The following is a 15498-nucleotide window of genomic DNA, read 5'->3' as shown; positions in this document are numbered from 1 at the left end:
CGGGCTAGTGGCGGGTGTCGTTGTCGTGTCAGCCACACGCATTAAGATCGTTGGGGTGTTCAACCTTTTCGGCAATCGCAAGTCTTCGTCCTCTTTGAAGCCTCCGCGCGCTCCGGGGGACACCATTCGGCCCGAGGATGCCGCCTTTTTGCAGCAGTGGGTGCAGGGCCGCGCGTTCGTGGAGGGCTTCGTCGAGCCGGAAACGGTGGTCAACGAGATGTCGGTTGTGCTTGTCGATGAAACAGGGGAGCACATCAGGCGTCGCATCGGCGGGCCAAAGGGCATCGATGCGGTGGCGAAGTTGTTGGGCATTTCGCTTTACGACGTCGAGGAGACTGGTTATCCCGACCGCATGCGCAAAAAGATGGAAAAAGAGCGCATTTTGCGCAAACGTGAGGAGCAAAAGAAACGCCGCGCCCGGTTCGAGCGCGGCGAGAACCCCTACAGTTAAACGGCTACGTGCCGGCCAACTGCGTCATCGTCTCAACAATGGTGCGCACCGGGGTGCCGGAGGCGCGCTTCGGGGTAAAACCCCACGGGCTGGAAGTGTTGAAGGACGGCCCGGCGATGTCCAGGTGGACCCACTGGGTGTCCTCGGCGATGAAGCGCGACAGGTACAGGCCGGCAAACAACATGCCGGCGGTGCGTGCGTTGTTGGTGTTGCGGATGTCGGCTACCGGCGACTTCAGTTCTTCTTCCTGCTCCTCGAGCAGCGGCATGGCCCAGCCCGGCTCACCGACAGCGCGGCCGGTTGCGGCGACGCGGTCGCGGAACTCATCGGAGCCCATCACTGCCATCACCCTGTTGCCCAGCGCCACTATCTGGGCTCCGGTGAGGGTGGAGGTTTCGATGAGGTAGTCGGGCTTGTCCTCGCTGGCGCGGGCAAGGGCGTCGGCAAGCACGAGGCGGCCCTCCGCATCGGTGTTGAGGATCTCGGAGGTGATGCCGCCGTAGTGGGTGATTACATCGCCCGGGCGGGTCGCTGTGCCAGACGGCATGTTCTCCGCCAGCGGCACCCAGGCGTCGATGCCTAGCGGCAACTCAAGTTGGGCGGCTGCACTAATGGCGGCGACGACAGCTGCAGAGCCACCCATGTCCGAGATCATGTTTTCCATGTTGGCGGCGGGTTTAAGAGAGATGCCGCCGGTGTCAAAGGTGATGCCTTTGCCCACCAAGCCCAGGGAGGTGGTGGCCTCAGCAGGGTGCCAGGACAGGTGCACCAGGCGTGGTGGGCGGTTCGAGCCCTGCCCCACGGAAAGGATGCCGCCGAAGCCCTGCTCCTTGAGTTGCTTTTCGTCGAAGACTTCCACGTTGAGCTTGGACTGCGCGGCGATCTCGGTGATCACTTTCGCGTAGGACTCGGGGTAGAGGAAGTTCGAGGGGGTGTTGACTAGGTCGCGGGCAAGAACTGTGGCACCGGCGACGACGGCGGCACGTTTAAAGGCCTCGCGGTCTGCGTCGTTGTCTTTGCCGATGACCGTGATGCGGGTGGTGTCTTTGGAGTCGTCTTCTTGAGAGGACTTCATGCCGGTGTAGGAGTATCCGCCCAGAAGTAGACCTTCAACGATTGGGCGGATGCCGAACTCGCCGGTGATCGTGGCTTTGTCGACCCCGCGCAGGCCACGGGCGACTACGCCGGCGGCGCGGCGGACGGTGTCCTCGTCGATGTCGCCGGAATCGCCGAGGCCGAAGGCGATGGTGAGGGTGTCGTTGTGAAACACCCGGGTGACCTCACCCTTCTTACCGGTCGCGCCGACGGCATCCAAAGCTTTGAGGAGGCCGTCGCCGGCAAGTGTTGTCACAGGAACTTCAAGAGCGCCCTCTGACTGGGTGACCGGGATGAGAACCGCCGTGGGGTTGGCGGGGGCGGTGGTGGCAAATTCCACCTCCACGGTCGTGCCACGGCAGGGAAGGGACAGCTCAAAAGACGAAACAGCCACTGAGAGTCAACACACCTTTCTTCAGTCGGGATACGTGAACGACAACCACGGTACCCAATGGCGTGACTCATGATGTCCATCACGTTGTGCTTGGGTCGGGGTGTAAGGTTGACCCATGGCTTCAGCGACGTTCACCATCACTAAGACCCCCACGCCCACCTCGCCGCAGCGCCGCGCTGAGATCCTCGCGGCACCCGCTTTCGGCCAGCAGTTCACCGATCACATGGTGTCAATTGAATGGAACGACAAGCAGGGCTGGCACAATGCCCAGGTTCGGCCCTACGAGCCGATCACCCTTGACCCCGCCTCCAATGTTTTGCACTACGGGCAGGCAATTTTCGAAGGTCTGAAGGCTTACCGGCACGCCGATGGGACCATCACCACCTTCCGTCCTGAGCAAAACGCGCGCCGTTTGCAGCACTCGGCACGCCGCTTGGCCATGCCGGAGCTTCCCGAGGAGCTGTTCTTGGAAGCGCTTCAACAGCTTGTCGACGTCGACCGGGACTGGGTCCCCGCAGCCGGCGGCGAGGCCTCCCTATACCTGCGCCCCTTTATGATCGGCACGGAGAAAACCCTGGGGGTTAAACCGTCGAACTCCTACACTTTCTACGTCATCGCCTCCCCGGCCGCCGCCTACTTCTCTGGCGGTTTTAACCCAGTCAGTGTGTGGATCAGCGAGGATTATGTTCGCGCCGCCCCCGGCGGCACCGGGGACGCAAAGTTCGCCGGTAACTACGCGGCTTCCTTGCTCGCCCAAGCTCAGGCGCAGGAAAAGGGCTGTGACCAAGTGGTGTGGCTCGACGCAGTAAAACGCACCAATATCGAGGAGATGGGCGGGATGAACCTCATGTTCGTCGAAGGCAGCGGTGATGGCGCAACGGTGTTTACCCCGGCGCTGTCTGGCTCATTGCTAGCCGGAATTACCCGTGACTCCCTCCTCCAGGTCGCCCGTGACCTCGGCTACAGAACTGAGGAGCGTGTCGTCACGGTCGAGCAGTGGCGGACAGGAGCGCAAGACGGCTCAATCAGTGAAACCCTGGCTTGCGGCACCGCCGCCGTGATCACCCCGGTGGGCCGGGTGCTCAGCCGCGACGGCGAGTTCACCATCAACAACAATAAGGCTGGCGAGGTCACCATGCGCCTGCGCGAGCACCTCACCGGAATCCAACAGGGCAGGGTGGAAGACACCCACGGCTGGAACCACACGCTGGTTACGCCGTAGCTGAAGAAAGTTCGTCGCCGACCATCTCGGCGGCAGCGTTGAGAAGGGGAAGCGTCAACAGTGCGCCGGTTGCCTGGCCCGTGGTGATGTCCAGGGCCAGCACCGGGGTGGTTCCCAGGGCCTGAATTGCGCCGGTGTGGGAGGGTTCGGCGCTTAATTGCACAACCTTGACCCAGTCGCGGGTGCCGGGGGCGAGGCGTTCTGCCACGTAGGTGGCAACGCTGGTGTAGGTGGCGTCGACAAGCACCGGCGTGCGCCGCACTGCGCTTTGCGCGATAAAGGCCGTCAACGCAACGAAATCGGGTGCAGAAATCGCCGCGAGAACCCGAGAAAGGTCCTCACGGAAGTTGCGCACGCGAAACATGGCGTCGCGGATGACGCAAACCTTACGTTTCCACGTCTCATCATCGATACCGGAGCCACGGCCGATTACCGCGACAGGTTCGGTGCGGGTCAACGCCCCGTAGACCGTAGCTGCAATCGTTGTGTTGCCCACCCCGACATCGCCTGCGATAAGAAGGTCCGCGCCGGCGTCGATTTCCCGATCAGCCAAGCGCTTGCCGTGATCCACGGCCGCCGCGAACTCCTCCGCGCTCATCGCGTCCTCAACATCAATGAGGCGGGTGGCATAAGTCAGGTAGTCGTCGACAAGCATCAGGCCGCAACCGGCGGCGCGGGCAGCCACAGCGCCAGGACCGCCGCCCGCCGCAAGCTCCGCAACGCAAACGCTGGCGGCGTCATCGGCAAAAGCGGAGATGCCGCGCGCGGCCACGCCGTGGCGGCCAGCGAAAATGACCGCGCACGGGTGGTGAAAAGGGCTGGGGACAGAAGCGCTTTGGCACGCCGCGATCCAGGCGGCAAGCTCGCCGAGCCTGCCGAGGCTGCGGCCCCGCGTGGATGCCTCAAGTGCCTGGCCCAGCCTCGCCGCAGCAGCAACGTCCGGGCTGGAAACGGGGTCGAACAACGGCGATGACATGGGAGCGCTCCTTATTGTTCCAAGCTTCGGCCTAGTTTTCGGCGGGCCGATCGCCGATCGCCACACGCGGTTTCGGCGAGCGCCATCCGCGTGGCTGGCTGGCGCGGGAAAACGCGTACATGCCCAGGCCGAAACCGGTGTCCGACGTCTCCGGGAACCGGGCACGCACCGCCTTATTGGCGCGGATGCCGATAAAGACGGCCTCCGCAAAAATCAGCACAATGAACAGCAACGACAACATCGACAACACAGCAGAGACTTCCGGCATAAACGAGCCGATAAACATAATCAACAACATCACGAACGCGGCAGGCATGACGTAGTTATTAAAGAAGCGGCGGGAATCAACCCAGTCGCGCACGAAACGGCGGACTTCGCCTTTGTCGCGCTCAAAAATGTAGCGTTCATCTCCGGCGTCGATGCGCGCCTGGATCTCCCGGTTCGCACTGTGCCGCTGTTGACGCTGCTGCTTTTTATGCGCCTTCCACTCCTCCTTAGACATGGACCTTTTCAGTTCCTTGTCCCGCTCGCGCTGCTGCGCCGGAGTCAACGCGTGGGGGTCGCGGATCACGCCACGTTTGATCTCTTGCTCCTGGCGCTTCGGGGTGGGCCGCCCCTTCGGCGGCGTGTAGCCCTTTCGTGCCTTCTGCTCGCCCTTGACGCCTTCGGTGTCGGTCCCCTGCGCGGGCGACGGCTCGTGCGCGGTGGAGCTGTCAATTTTCGTGGAGCCGCCCGCAGTGGGGGTCGACTCTGTTTTCTGCCACGGAAGTTTCACGTCTCATAGGCTACAAGCCCAGCTAAAAACTGGGGAATACGGGTGCTGCGCGACACGTTGGACTCAAAGACGCGAACACGTGTTACCCAGCCCGCGCGGTGAAGGGTACGCTGGGGCGCAAAATTTCACACCCGCAACTTCGCACTTCGAACTTCAATGGGAACTGAAGGAGTTTTCATGACTGCACCTACCTCAGAAACCGGTGTCATTTTGACCGATGCGGCGGCAGCTAAGGCTAAGGCTCTCCTCGAGCAGGAGGGTGCGACCGATCTGTCGCTGCGTATCGCCGTTCAGCCCGGCGGCTGCGCAGGCCTTCGCTACCAGCTCTACTTCGACGACCGTGAACTCGACGGCGACAAGGCCGACATCGTCGGGGGAGTGCGCCTCGTCGTGGATAAGATGAGCGTTCCCTACCTGGCGGGGGCGAAGATTGACTTTGCTGACACCATCCAGCAGCAAGGTTTTACCATCGACAACCCCAACGCGGGCGGCTCCTGCGCCTGCGGTGATTCCTTCAACTAAAACACCTCAACAACGCGCCGGCGGCGTTGAAAAACCCGCGCACCTTGCCTTCTCTGGCTTGGGCGCGGGTTTTTCGGGCTTAGAGCTTGATCGGGTAGTCGCGTTTTTCAATCCGCGGATCTATGCGATCTTCGACGAAGATGCCGTGCCAGACCATGAACGCAAGAACTGTCCACAGGCGCCGCGAGTGGTCGCTGACCCCGTCGCGGTGCTCCTTGAGCATTTCCAGCACCTGCTTTTTGTCGAAAATTTCCTCGGTCTGTGAGTCGTTGATGGTGTCCTGGGCCCAACCGTAGAGTTCCTCTCCGGCGAGCCAGTGCCGCATGGGCACAGGGAAGCCGAGCTTTTTGCGGTTGAGCACGTGCGCCGGGACGATTTGCTCCATCGCCTTGCGCAGCGCGTATTTGGTGGTGCCGTGGGCGATCTTCATCTCGGTGGGGATGGTCTGCGCCACCTCGAAGACCTCCTTGTCTAAGAAGGGCACGCGCAGCTCGAGGGAGTTAGCCATATTCATTTTGTCGGCCTTGACCAAAATGTCGCCGCGCATCCAGGTGAACAGGTCGAGGTTTTGCATGCGTGCGACGGGGTCCATGTCTGTGGAGGTGGCGTAGATCGGGGCGGTGACCTCGCGGTGGTCCCATTCGGGCTTCGCCCAAGGCAACACGCGCTGCAATTGTGCAAAGTTGAAGGATCGCGCGTTGCCGTAGTAGCGGTCCTCCATAGGGGTGGTGCCGCGCTCAAGGAGGCTCTTGCCCTTCATGCCTTCGGGCAAAACGCGGCTGAGACGGTTCAGGCCGCGGTTGAGGGTGGCTGGCAGCTTTTCAAAGGGCGCGAGCGACAACGGCTCCTTGTAGATGGTGTAGCCGCCGAAAAGTTCATCGGCGCCCTCACCGGACAAAACCACTTTGACGTGTTTGCGCGCTTCTTGGGCGACGAAGAAAAGTGGTACGAGGGAGGGGTCGGCGACTGGGTCGTCGAGATACCACATGATCTTCGGAATCGCGTCGGCGTATTCCTCGGGGGAGACGATTTTGACGATGTGCTTGACTCCGATCGCCGCGGCTGATTCTGCCGCCACGTCGACCTCGGAGTAGCCTTCGCGCTCGAAGCCGGTGGTAAAGGTCAAAAGGTCCGGGTTGTGGCGCTTGGCCAACGTGGCAATCGCTGTGGAGTCAATACCGCCGGATAGAAAGGAACCGACGGTGACGTCTGCGCGCATGTGCTTTTCGACGGAGTCCGCCAACACTTCCGCAATCCGGTCGAACAACTTTTGCTCTTGCCCCGCCGTGACCGGGGTGGTGGTGAAGTGGGGGTAGAAGAAGCGCTCGGAGACGACCTTGTTGCCCGCTTGGAGGGTGACAGTCGACCCTGACTCGACGCGGCGGATCTGCTCATGGAGACTTTCCGGCTCCGGTACGTACTGCAGGTCCACGTAGTGCTCAATCGCGCGACGGTCAAGGCTTAAGTCAAGACCCAAGGCTTCGGCCATGACGAGGATGGACTTCTTCTCGGAGGAAAAGACGGTTCCGGCGTCGGTGGTGGCATAGTAGAGCGGCTTGATGCCAAAGTGGTCGCGCGCGGCGAACATCGTTTTGGTTTCAGTGTCCCAGATGACAAAGCCGAACATGCCGCGCAGGTGGTGGACGACATCTGCGCCCCAATGGTGGTAGCCAACCAGGATGGGCTCGCCATCGCCTTCGGTGTTGAAGGTGTAGCCCGCCGCTTGAAGTTCCTCGCGCAGTTCGATGTAGTTGTAAATCTCACCGTTAAAGGTCAGCGCGTAGCGCTGCGGGCTCTCCTTCGGGCCCCAGCGCAGGGGCTGGTGCGAGTGCTCCAGGTCGATGATGGCTAGGCGGTTAAAACCGAAGACTGCGTCATCGTCGTTCCAGGTTCCGGCGGCGTCGGGGCCGCGGTGGTACATACACGGAAGTGCCTCCTCCACCGCAGAGACGAACTCGCCAGCAGCGCGGCGCGCCGATAGCATCGCGAGAAGACCACACATCTTCAAACCTCTCGAATAGATCGGGACACGCCTCGCCGGGGCACCCGAACGGGCGTGAATTTCTCCTCCCACAATAGAGAGTCAAAGGCCTAAGCCGGAAACCCCACCGAAGCGCTGTGGGTGCCCATTTGCTTCAACCTTTAGCCCGTCCCCGAAAGGGGGCCAACTTTAGGTGGAGAACACACGAACATAAATGTGACGGGCGTTACTTTGTTGCCGTGGGTGTTGATTAACTTCCTGCAACAGCGCTGGCAGCGCGGATAGATTCTCGGCGGTAGATGTGGCAGCGAAGCTGGGCAGGTGGCGGCGGGCTGCCGATTCCGAATCACCTGGCGAAATGTTCTATCCTGACTGGGTAGCAATGTCTGCATCTGCACGTGGACATTGATTGGTTTTTAGTGTGGACAGGAAGGCAGACACACGTGGAAAAGGTAAAGAACCGCAGCTTTGCCAGGAAGGCTGGCCTCGCCGCCTCGCTGTTTCTTGGTGGCCTCGGCCTCGCCGGTTGTGAGGTAGCCCCGCCGGAGGCGGTCGCCAAAGTTCTGGACATGGGCTGGCCTGACCCGGTCACCCCGGAAGCTGTCCAGTTGTATAACTTCTGGGTTTGGGTTTGGGTGGCCGCCTGGATCATCGGCATTGTCATGTGGGGTCTGTTCCTCACCGCCATCTTTAAGTGGAACGGCAAGGCCCGCGCGAAAAGGACCAATGACGAGTTCCCGAAGCAACTGCAGTACAACGTGCCGCTGGAGTTGGTTCTCACCATCGTCCCGATCATTATCGTGTTTGCCCTGTTCTTCTTCACTGTTCAGGCTCAGACCGTGGTGACTGCTCGGGATAAGGACCCGGAGGTTACTGTCGACGTCACCGCCTTCCAGTGGAACTGGAAGTTCGGCTACGCCGAGGTGGGCGCCGGCCTGGCTCCCAACGGCCAGAAATACATCGGTGTTGACGAGGAGCGTCAGGCCGCTGCGGAGGCAACCAAGTACGACCCGGAGGATCTGAAAAACGCCAACCCGATCCACGGCGCATCGATGGGTGACCAGTCTTACTTGAACTACAACAAGATCGAGACGCTCGGCGCCACCAATGAGGTTCCGGTTCTGGTTCTCCCGACCGATACCCCAATTGAGTTCCGCCTCGCGTCCGGCGACGTGAACCACGCTTTCTGGGTTCCGGAGTTCCTGTTCAAACGTGACGCATACGCCCACCCGGAGGCGAACCAGCAGGAGCGTGCTTTCCAGATCGAAAAGATTGACCGTGAAGGCGCGTTCGTTGGGCGCTGTGCCGAGATGTGCGGTACCTACCACGCCATGATGAACTTCGAAATCCGTGCAGTCTCCCCGGCGGACTTCCGTGACTACATCGCCTTCCGTGACGAAAACCCGGACGCGACCAATGCGGAGGCCCTTAAGGCCATTGGCCAGGAACCGTACGCAACCTCCACCCGCCCGTTCGTGTCGGACCGTCTGGGGACCCGCAGCGGCGACAACTTCACCGACCCGAACGCAAACGCATAAGAAAGAGAGACACGGACAATGGGAACCGGATCAAAGGTCTTTTACGCCATTGGCACCTTCCTCCTCTTGATGGGTGTCTTCTACATCATGGCGACGATGTGGGTCGGCGACGACGCCTACCTTTTTGGCGTGGAGTGGGTCGGCGCTGTCGGCCTGGTGCTCGCTACCGCGCTGGCGTTCATGTTGGCTGTCTACCTCGATTTCACGGAGCGCCGCATGGATGTCCTTCCGGAGGACTGGGAGGAAGCGGAGATCGAAGATGGTGCTGGTGTGCTCGGCTTCTTCTCCCCGAACTCCATCTGGCCGTTGGCGATGGCCGGCGCGGTCTTTTTCCTGGGCCTGGGCATTGCTTTCTGGCAGTTGTGGCTCGTCGCGATCGGCGCGGTGTTGTTGGTGTGGACCACAACTCAGCTCAATTTGCAGTACTCCATCCCGCGTGAGAAGCACTAGATTCCAGTTTTTGTCGCGGGCGAGAGCTTGTCGACGGTAGCCTTCCAGCCACCAGTCTCATCCCCCTCCTTGGTTGAGGGGGATTTTTTAACGTCCGCATGGGGGTCAACCGAAAGTTGGTTAACGCGGGGTTTAGCGCAATGGTTAATGTGAAACGTGTCACACTCGGGAACCGTTCTGGCGGACAGGAAATAGTTCCTTCGGCGGGCTGACAATCCCGCAATGTCGCCAAATCCGACCGATTTTTCTCTCCCTGGTGGATGACCAGCGTCGATGGGGCGTCGTAAAGCGATGCGCAATAGTTCCCGAGGTTTCAAAAAACTTTTTCCAAAACGCCAACGTTGGCAAATTCGCTGGTCTTTCGGTCGTTAACAGGAAAATTTCGGGGGTAGTTGAAGTGACTTTCAGCCCAAAAAGCGCGATACTGGCATGCGTGACGACCGCAATTTCTAACCAAGGTATGGCGACACCGCAAAGCCGTGTCCCTGCACTGAACCGACCCAACATGGTCAGTGTGGGCACGATTGCGTTCCTCGCCCAAGAGCTCATGTTCTTCGCCGGCCTGTTCGCGATGTACTTCACCTCGCGGGCAAACGGCATGACCGCAGGCGACTGGGATAAGCAGACCGAACACCTCAACGTGATGTTCGGCCTGATTATCACCATCGTTTTGCTCACCTCGTCTGTGACTTCACAGTTGGGTGTCTTTGCCGCGGAAAGGGGTGACGTTTTCGGGCTCCGCAAGTGGTTTTCCATAACCATCCTCCTCGGTGTGATCTTCTTGGGTCTGGTGGCATTCGAGTGGACGGAAATGGTCCTGCACGGTGTGACGCCGCAGGCCTCCGTGTTCGGTTCGATGGTCTACATCATCACCGGATTCCACATGGCTCACGTGACGGCCGGAATTTTGGCCTTCATCGTCGTACTCATGCGGATCTCCAAAACCAAGTTCACCCCGGCCCAGGCGACCGCCGCCATGGCGACGTCCTACTACTGGCACTTCGTCGACGTCATTTGGGTCGGCGTCTTCATCACTTTGTACCTCGTGCAGTAGTAGCTGCAGCGTGATGAATTAACAGTCATTTCATATTTCTCAACTGTCGCTAAAGGGAAGAAGATGGAAAACACCCCAAAGAAGACGCGCAGCGGCCGCAAAATGCGGCGCACCGTCGCTGGTGCAGCGGCACTGACCTTCGGCTTGACCGGTGCCGGCATGCTTGCCAGCGCCCTCGCGCCGAACGCTCAGATGGCCACCGCCCAACGTGATGAGCAGGCAATGATTCAGGAGGGCAAGGACATCTACGACGTCGCCTGCATCACCTGCCACGGTGTCAACCTGCAGGGCGTCGAGGGCCGCGGCCCGTCACTCATCGGCTCCGGCGAAGGCTCCGTGTACTTCCAGGTCAACTCTGGCCGCATGCCGATGATGTCCAACGACGCTCAGGCTGAGCGCAAAAAGCCGCGCTACACCGAGTCCCAGGCGCTCGCATTGGCGGCCTACGTTGCCGCCAACGGCGGTGGCCCGGAGCTTGTCTACGATGACGAAGGCAAAATTGCCATGGACTCGCTTCGTGGCAAGAACTACAACGGGCAGATTCAAGCCGAGGACGTTGCCCGTGGTGGCGAGCTGTTCCGCCTGAACTGCGCCTCCTGCCACAACTTCACTGGCCGCGGTGGCGCACTGTCCTCCGGAAAGTACGCGCCGCCACTGGATCCTGCCAACGAGCAGGAGATTTACCAGGCCATGCTGACCGGCCCACAAAACATGCCTAAGTTCTCCGATCGCCAGCTCACCGCTGACGAGAAGAAGGACATCATCGCCTTCATTAAATCTACGAAGGAAACCCCGAGTCCGTCCGGTTACGCCCTGGGTGGCCTCGGCCCGGTTTCTGAAGGCATTGCCATGTGGGTTATTGGCGTCAGCCTCGTCGCCGCCGCCGCTATCTGGATTGGATCGCGCTCATGACCAATGATGTAAACAAGAACTACACTGAAGCCGAGTTGTCGAAGATGAACAACGCGGAACTCGCAGCTTTAGGCACCGAACTCGACGACGTCACCGTTGCCTACCGCAAGGAGCGTTTCCCGGTCGACGGCGATCCGCGCGAGAAAGCCGCCGCCCGCGGAATCAACATTTGGTTGGGCATTTCCGTCGTGATGGGTCTCGCCTTCCTGGCGGTCTACCTGTTTTGGCCGTGGGAGGCGAAGTTCCACGGCGACGAGGGCCTGTGGCTATACACCCTTTACACCCCGCTGCTGGGCCTGACTTCGCTGCTGTCGCTGGGATCGCTCGGTATCGCGATCATCCAATATGTAAAGAAGTTCGTGCCCGAGGAGATCTCGGTGCAGCGTCGTCACGATGGGCGCTCCAGCGAACTGGACCGCCGCACCACCACGGCGTTGCTAAACGACGCCTGGGAAACGTCGACCTTTGGGCGTCGCAAAGCAATGCAGGGACTGCTCGGAACCGCTGGTCTGCTCACGGGTCTGATGATCATTGCCCCGCTTGGCGGCATGATTAAAAACCCGTGGAAGGTCCGCCACGAGCTGGGCTACGGCGGTGACGGCACCCTGTGGACTCATGGTTGGACCCTTGCGGAACAGGGCACGAAGATTTACCTTGGCCGCGACACTGGCGCCATCGCCGAATTGCATAAGGGCGAGAGCGGTTCGCACTATTCCACCGCTGGCGTTTCCCGCTTGGTGCGTATGCGCCCCGAGGATCTCGCGGCCGCGTCGATGGAAACGGTCTTCCCGTTGTACTCGGACGACGTCAACGACGGCGCCGACTACGATCCGCAGCGCGACGTTTACGAAAACCACATGCACTCGATTCACGGTCCGCGCAACGCGGTCATGCTGATTCGTCTGCGTTCCTCGGATGCGCAGAAGGTCATCGAGCGGGAGGGGCAAGAGTCTTTCCACTACGGCGACTACTACGCCTACTCCAAGATTTGCACGCACATTGGTTGCCCGACCTCGCTGTACGAGGCGCAAACCAATCGTATTCTTTGCCCGTGCCACCAGTCGCAGTTCGATGCGCTGCAGTATGGCAAGCCGGTCTTTGGCCCGGCCGCCCGTGCTCTGCCGCAGCTTCCTGTGACCATTGACGAAGACGGTTACCTCGTTGCCGGCGGGAACTTCATTGAACCTGTCGGCCCGGCATTCTGGGAGCGTAAGTCCTAATGAGCACTAAACTCGCACAAGCCGCGGACAATGTTGATTCGCGCTACACAGTCTCGGGAATTCTTCGGCCACAGTTGAACAAGGTATTCCCGACTCACTGGTCCTTCATGCTCGGGGAGATGGCGCTATACAGCTTCATCATCCTGTTGTTGACGGGCATTTACCTGGCGCTGTTTTTTGACCCGTCGATCACCAAAGTGATTTACGACGGCGATTACCTGCCTCTCAACGGCGTCGAAATGTCGCGTGCCTACGCGACCGCCCTTGACATCTCCTTTGGTGTGCGCGGCGGCCTCTTTGTCCGCCAGATGCACCACTGGGCGGCCTTGATGTTCATGATGGCGATGTTCGCCCACATGATGCGTATTTTCTTCACCGGTGCTTTCCGCCGCCCGCGCGAGGCAAACTGGGTCATCGGTGTCACCCTGATCTTGCTCGGAATGGCCGAGGGCTTCATGGGTTACTCCCTGCCTGACGATTTGCTCTCCGGTGTTGGTCTGCGCATTATGTCCGCCATCATCGTCGGCCTGCCGATCATTGGTACCTGGATGCACTGGGCTATCTTCGGCGGCGACTTCCCCTCCGAGCTGATGCTGGACCGTTTCTACATTCTGCACGTGCTGATCCTGCCGGGTATCATCCTGGCTCTCGTGGCTGCCCACCTGTTGCTGGTGTGGTTCCAAAAGCACACGCAGTTCCCGGGTCCTGGCCGTACCGAGAACAACGTCGTTGGCATTCGCATTATGCCCGTCTTCGCCATCAAGGCGATCGGCTTTATGTTTGTTGTCTTCGCTGTGCTCGCCGGCATGGCTGGTTTGACTACCATCAACGCGATCTGGAATATCGGCCCGTACAACCCCTCGCAAGTCTCCGCAGGTTCGCAGCCTGACGTCTACATGCTGTGGACGGACGGCGCCGCCCGTGTCATGCCGGCGTGGGAGCTTTACTTGGGCAATTACACAATCCCGGGTGCATTCTGGGTGGCCCTTCTGTGTGGCGCCCTGGTGGTGTTGCTTTTCGCCTACCCGTTCATCGAGAAGAAGGTGACCGGCGACGACGCCCACCACAACTTGCTGCAGCGCCCCCGCGACGTTCCGGTGCGCACCGGTATCGGAGTCATGGGCATCGTATTCTTCCTGCTGCTGACCATTTCCGGCGGCAACGACCATGTGGCGCACTTCTTCCAGATCTCGCTTAACGCGATGACGTGGTTCGGACGCATCGGCTTGATTGTTTTGCCGCCGTTGGCGTACTTCATCACTTACCGCATTTGCGTTGGTTTGCAGCGCTCTGACCGCGAGGTGCTGGCGCACGGCATTGAGACTGGCATTATTAAGAAGCTGCCTAACGGTGCCTTCATTGAGGTTCACCAGCCGCTCGGCCCGGTCGATGAGCACGGACACCCGATCCCGCTTGAGTACGCCGGTGCCCCCGTTCCGAAGCAGATGAACCAGCTTGGCTACTCTGATAGCGAAACGATCGGCACGTTCCGCCCGGCAGAACTTGGTGTCTCGGAGCGGGTGCGTGAGCAGGTTGAGCGCAACCACCGCGATGAGATCGAGACTCTGCGCGCTTTGGAAGCTAACAAGGACGCTACGGACCGCGACGCAGGCCATTAGGACGGTCGCGGATCCACCTCGGGTCCATCTGGCCTTGCGGTTAATAACCCCCTCTCTTGGAGGGGGTTATTTTTCTTTTATTGGTTCGTGATATTGAAGCTCCAAGTGAAGTGTGAAAAAGATCACAAAAAAAGTTTTGCGGGAAAAGCTACATTCGCACCTTTTGTTATCACATTCTTCTTTTTGGATTATATGTACTGGTTAAGGCCTTGCTGACGCGTCTACATTTCGTGATAGCGCCCGTATATGAAAGCCGAGCGGCGGCGAAAAACTGCCGGGACAGAAGGTGACTACTCGGCAAAGGGTGTCGGGCTGGACAAGGCCCGTGTCTTTTTCGTAATCTTACCGAGACATTGTGACAACACAGTTGGAAGCAAGAAGCATAAGAACATATATGCCGAGTCCCCCGGATGGTCGTGAACCTCACGGCACGAAAGGGGAGCCGGGGACCCACAGCACTCCTGGGGTGAAAGCGCGCAAGGGCACCGATCGTTGTCGGCGCGGAGCGTGGCAAGGCTATTTCTCAGGCCGAACCCGACAGCTAACCCGGTAGGCAATAGAGATGATATGGAGACTTAATTCGTGGCTAAGCACCGTCGACAAAACAACAGCACTGCCCGCAACGTCGCTGCCGCTACCGCAGTAGCTGCAGGCGCCGCTCTCATCGCGCCGACGACCGCCAGCGCCGCAGAGGTCCGCGTTCCGAATAGCCCAATTCCGGCTTCCATTGACATTCCGAACATTGAGAAGATCCCCGGTATTGAGAACATCCCGGGCGCTGCCGATTGGATTCCGGCGCTCAATAACGTTCAGGGCCAGCAAGCCGCCAATTACAACGCCCCGGTGGGCGACGCCGCTCCGACGGCTCCGGCACCTGCCCCTGCTCCCGCCAAAACCGAGGGCGAGCGCATTGTTGAAATTGCCCGCACCAAGATGGGCGCCGGCTACGTCTACGGCGCCGCAGGCCCGAACGTCTTTGACTGCTCTGGCTTCACCTCCTGGGTCTACGCCCAGGCCGGCAAATCCATTCCCCGTACCTCCCAGGCGCAGGCCGGTGGCGGCAAGCGAGTGCCGCTCGACCAATTGCAGCCGGGCGACATCATTGCCTACTACGGTGGCGCCTCCCACGTGGGTATCTACACGGGCAACGGCACCATCATCGACGCTTTGAACTCCGGTACCCCGGTCGGCGAGCGTCCGCTGCACATGATGCCGGTTCACTCTGCCGTCCGTTTCTAATCGGGCAGCATAAACCCGCCTCCCGCACTAGCCGGGGAGGCGGGTTTTCT

14 protein-coding genes and 1 riboswitch are annotated in these 15498 nt (G+C 60.2%); of the genes, 10 read left to right on the top strand and 4 right to left on the bottom strand.

Going from position 1 to position 15498, the window contains the following annotated elements; genetic code table 11:
• Nucleotides 1-55: 55 nt before the first annotated feature.
• Complete coding sequence (locus VLL26_RS05365) at nucleotides 56-451, top strand: oxidoreductase (protein ID WP_342320161.1); 396 nt, start codon at nucleotides 56-58, stop codon at nucleotides 449-451.
• A gap of 4 nt (nucleotides 452-455) precedes the next feature.
• Here VLL26_RS05365 and VLL26_RS05360 read toward each other — a convergent pair whose 3' ends face one another.
• On the bottom strand, nucleotides 456-1940 hold the full coding sequence (locus tag VLL26_RS05360; protein ID WP_342320075.1) for a leucyl aminopeptidase: 1485 nt from the start codon (nucleotides 1938-1940) through the stop codon (nucleotides 456-458).
• 115 nt (nucleotides 1941-2055) lie between these two features.
• Between VLL26_RS05360 and VLL26_RS05355 the strand changes: the two genes are divergently transcribed.
• Complete coding sequence (locus VLL26_RS05355) at nucleotides 2056-3162, top strand: branched-chain amino acid aminotransferase (RefSeq protein ID WP_342320074.1); 1107 nt, start codon at nucleotides 2056-2058, stop codon at nucleotides 3160-3162.
• On the opposite strand, the gene VLL26_RS05350 is transcribed toward VLL26_RS05355, so the two are convergent.
• Together VLL26_RS05350 and VLL26_RS05345 are read right to left on the bottom strand one after the other, a co-directional pair.
• Nucleotides 3152-4138 (bottom strand): nicotinate-nucleotide--dimethylbenzimidazole phosphoribosyltransferase, encoded by a 987-nt coding sequence (locus tag VLL26_RS05350; protein WP_342320073.1) that lies wholly within the window; start codon nucleotides 4136-4138, stop codon nucleotides 3152-3154. The two genes, VLL26_RS05355 and VLL26_RS05350, sit on opposite strands and share 11 nt — an antisense overlap.
• Nucleotides 4139-4169: 31 nt before the next feature.
• A complete protein-coding gene (locus tag VLL26_RS05345; RefSeq protein ID WP_342320072.1) occupies nucleotides 4170-4913 on the bottom strand; it encodes a DUF3043 domain-containing protein in 744 nt (247 codons plus the stop codon).
• Between the two features lie 177 nt (nucleotides 4914-5090).
• Between VLL26_RS05345 and VLL26_RS05340 the strand changes: the two genes are divergently transcribed.
• On the top strand, nucleotides 5091-5435 hold the full coding sequence (locus tag VLL26_RS05340) for a HesB/IscA family protein (RefSeq protein WP_342320071.1): 345 nt from the start codon (nucleotides 5091-5093) through the stop codon (nucleotides 5433-5435).
• A gap of 79 nt (nucleotides 5436-5514) precedes the next feature.
• On the opposite strand, the gene asnB is transcribed toward VLL26_RS05340, so the two are convergent.
• Nucleotides 5515-7437, bottom strand: a complete 1923-nt coding sequence (asnB, locus tag VLL26_RS05335; RefSeq protein WP_342320070.1) for an asparagine synthase (glutamine-hydrolyzing) — start codon at nucleotides 7435-7437, stop codon at nucleotides 5515-5517.
• A gap of 422 nt (nucleotides 7438-7859) precedes the next feature.
• On the opposite strand from asnB, the gene VLL26_RS05330 reads away from it, so the two are divergent.
• The 7 genes from VLL26_RS05330 to VLL26_RS05300 all read left to right on the top strand — a co-directional run bounded on the left by VLL26_RS05330 (nucleotide 7860) and on the right by VLL26_RS05300 (nucleotide 15448).
• Nucleotides 7860-8954, top strand: coding sequence for a cytochrome c oxidase subunit II (locus tag VLL26_RS05330; RefSeq protein WP_342320069.1), 1095 nt, complete (start codon nucleotides 7860-7862; stop codon nucleotides 8952-8954).
• 18 nt (nucleotides 8955-8972) lie between these two features.
• Nucleotides 8973-9404, top strand: a complete 432-nt coding sequence (locus tag VLL26_RS05325) for a cytochrome c oxidase subunit 4 (protein ID WP_342320068.1) — start codon at nucleotides 8973-8975, stop codon at nucleotides 9402-9404.
• A gap of 433 nt (nucleotides 9405-9837) precedes the next feature.
• Nucleotides 9838-10458, top strand: a complete 621-nt coding sequence (locus VLL26_RS05320) for a cytochrome c oxidase subunit 3 (protein ID WP_342320067.1) — start codon at nucleotides 9838-9840, stop codon at nucleotides 10456-10458.
• A 63-nt stretch (nucleotides 10459-10521) separates the two neighbouring features.
• The gene (locus VLL26_RS05315) at nucleotides 10522-11370 is read left to right on the top strand and encodes a c-type cytochrome (protein WP_342320066.1); all 849 of its coding nucleotides are present in this window, start codon (nucleotides 10522-10524) and stop codon (nucleotides 11368-11370) included.
• Nucleotides 11367-12590 carry a ubiquinol-cytochrome c reductase iron-sulfur subunit gene (locus VLL26_RS05310; protein WP_342320065.1) on the top strand — a complete coding sequence of 408 codons (1224 nt, stop codon included), beginning with the start codon at nucleotides 11367-11369 and terminating at the stop codon, nucleotides 12588-12590. Before VLL26_RS05315 ends, VLL26_RS05310 begins: the two co-directional genes overlap by 4 nt.
• Complete coding sequence (locus VLL26_RS05305) at nucleotides 12590-14209, top strand: cytochrome b (RefSeq protein ID WP_342320064.1); 1620 nt, start codon at nucleotides 12590-12592, stop codon at nucleotides 14207-14209. The genes VLL26_RS05310 and VLL26_RS05305 overlap by 1 nt, the downstream gene beginning before the upstream one ends.
• 385 nt (nucleotides 14210-14594) lie before the next feature.
• Nucleotides 14595-14780, top strand: a riboswitch (cyclic di-AMP (ydaO/yuaA leader).
• An 11-nt stretch (nucleotides 14781-14791) separates the two neighbouring features.
• Nucleotides 14792-15448 (top strand): C40 family peptidase, encoded by a 657-nt coding sequence (locus tag VLL26_RS05300; protein ID WP_342320063.1) that lies wholly within the window; start codon nucleotides 14792-14794, stop codon nucleotides 15446-15448.
• Nucleotides 15449-15498 lie beyond the last annotated feature (50 nt).

The sequence above is a fragment of the Corynebacterium sp. BD556 genome (assembly GCF_038452275.1).
GTDB lineage: Bacteria > Actinomycetota > Actinomycetes > Mycobacteriales > Mycobacteriaceae > Corynebacterium > Corynebacterium mayonis.
The sequence above is the reverse complement of the archived record's forward strand: the minus strand, read 5'-3'. Positions and strand labels throughout refer to the sequence as shown.

Bases quoted from the DNA above. Each gene is read 5' to 3' on its own strand.
- VLL26_RS05355 (WP_342320074.1), top strand. From the start codon at position 2,056: ATGGCTTCAGCGACGTTCACCATCACTAAGACCCCCACGCCCACCTCG.
- VLL26_RS05350 (WP_342320073.1), bottom strand. From the start codon at position 4,138: ATGTCATCGCCGTTGTTCGACCCCGTTTCCAGCCCGGACGTTGCTGCT.
- VLL26_RS05340 (WP_342320071.1), top strand. From the start codon at position 5,091: ATGACTGCACCTACCTCAGAAACCGGTGTCATTTTGACCGATGCGGCG.
- asnB (WP_342320070.1), bottom strand. From the start codon at position 7,437: ATGTGTGGTCTTCTCGCGATGCTATCGGCGCGCCGCGCTGCTGGCGAG.
- VLL26_RS05325 (WP_342320068.1), top strand. From the start codon at position 8,973: ATGGGAACCGGATCAAAGGTCTTTTACGCCATTGGCACCTTCCTCCTC.
- VLL26_RS05315 (WP_342320066.1), top strand. From the start codon at position 10,522: ATGGAAAACACCCCAAAGAAGACGCGCAGCGGCCGCAAAATGCGGCGC.
- VLL26_RS05310 (WP_342320065.1), top strand. From the start codon at position 11,367: ATGACCAATGATGTAAACAAGAACTACACTGAAGCCGAGTTGTCGAAG.
- VLL26_RS05305 (WP_342320064.1), top strand. From the start codon at position 12,590: ATGAGCACTAAACTCGCACAAGCCGCGGACAATGTTGATTCGCGCTAC.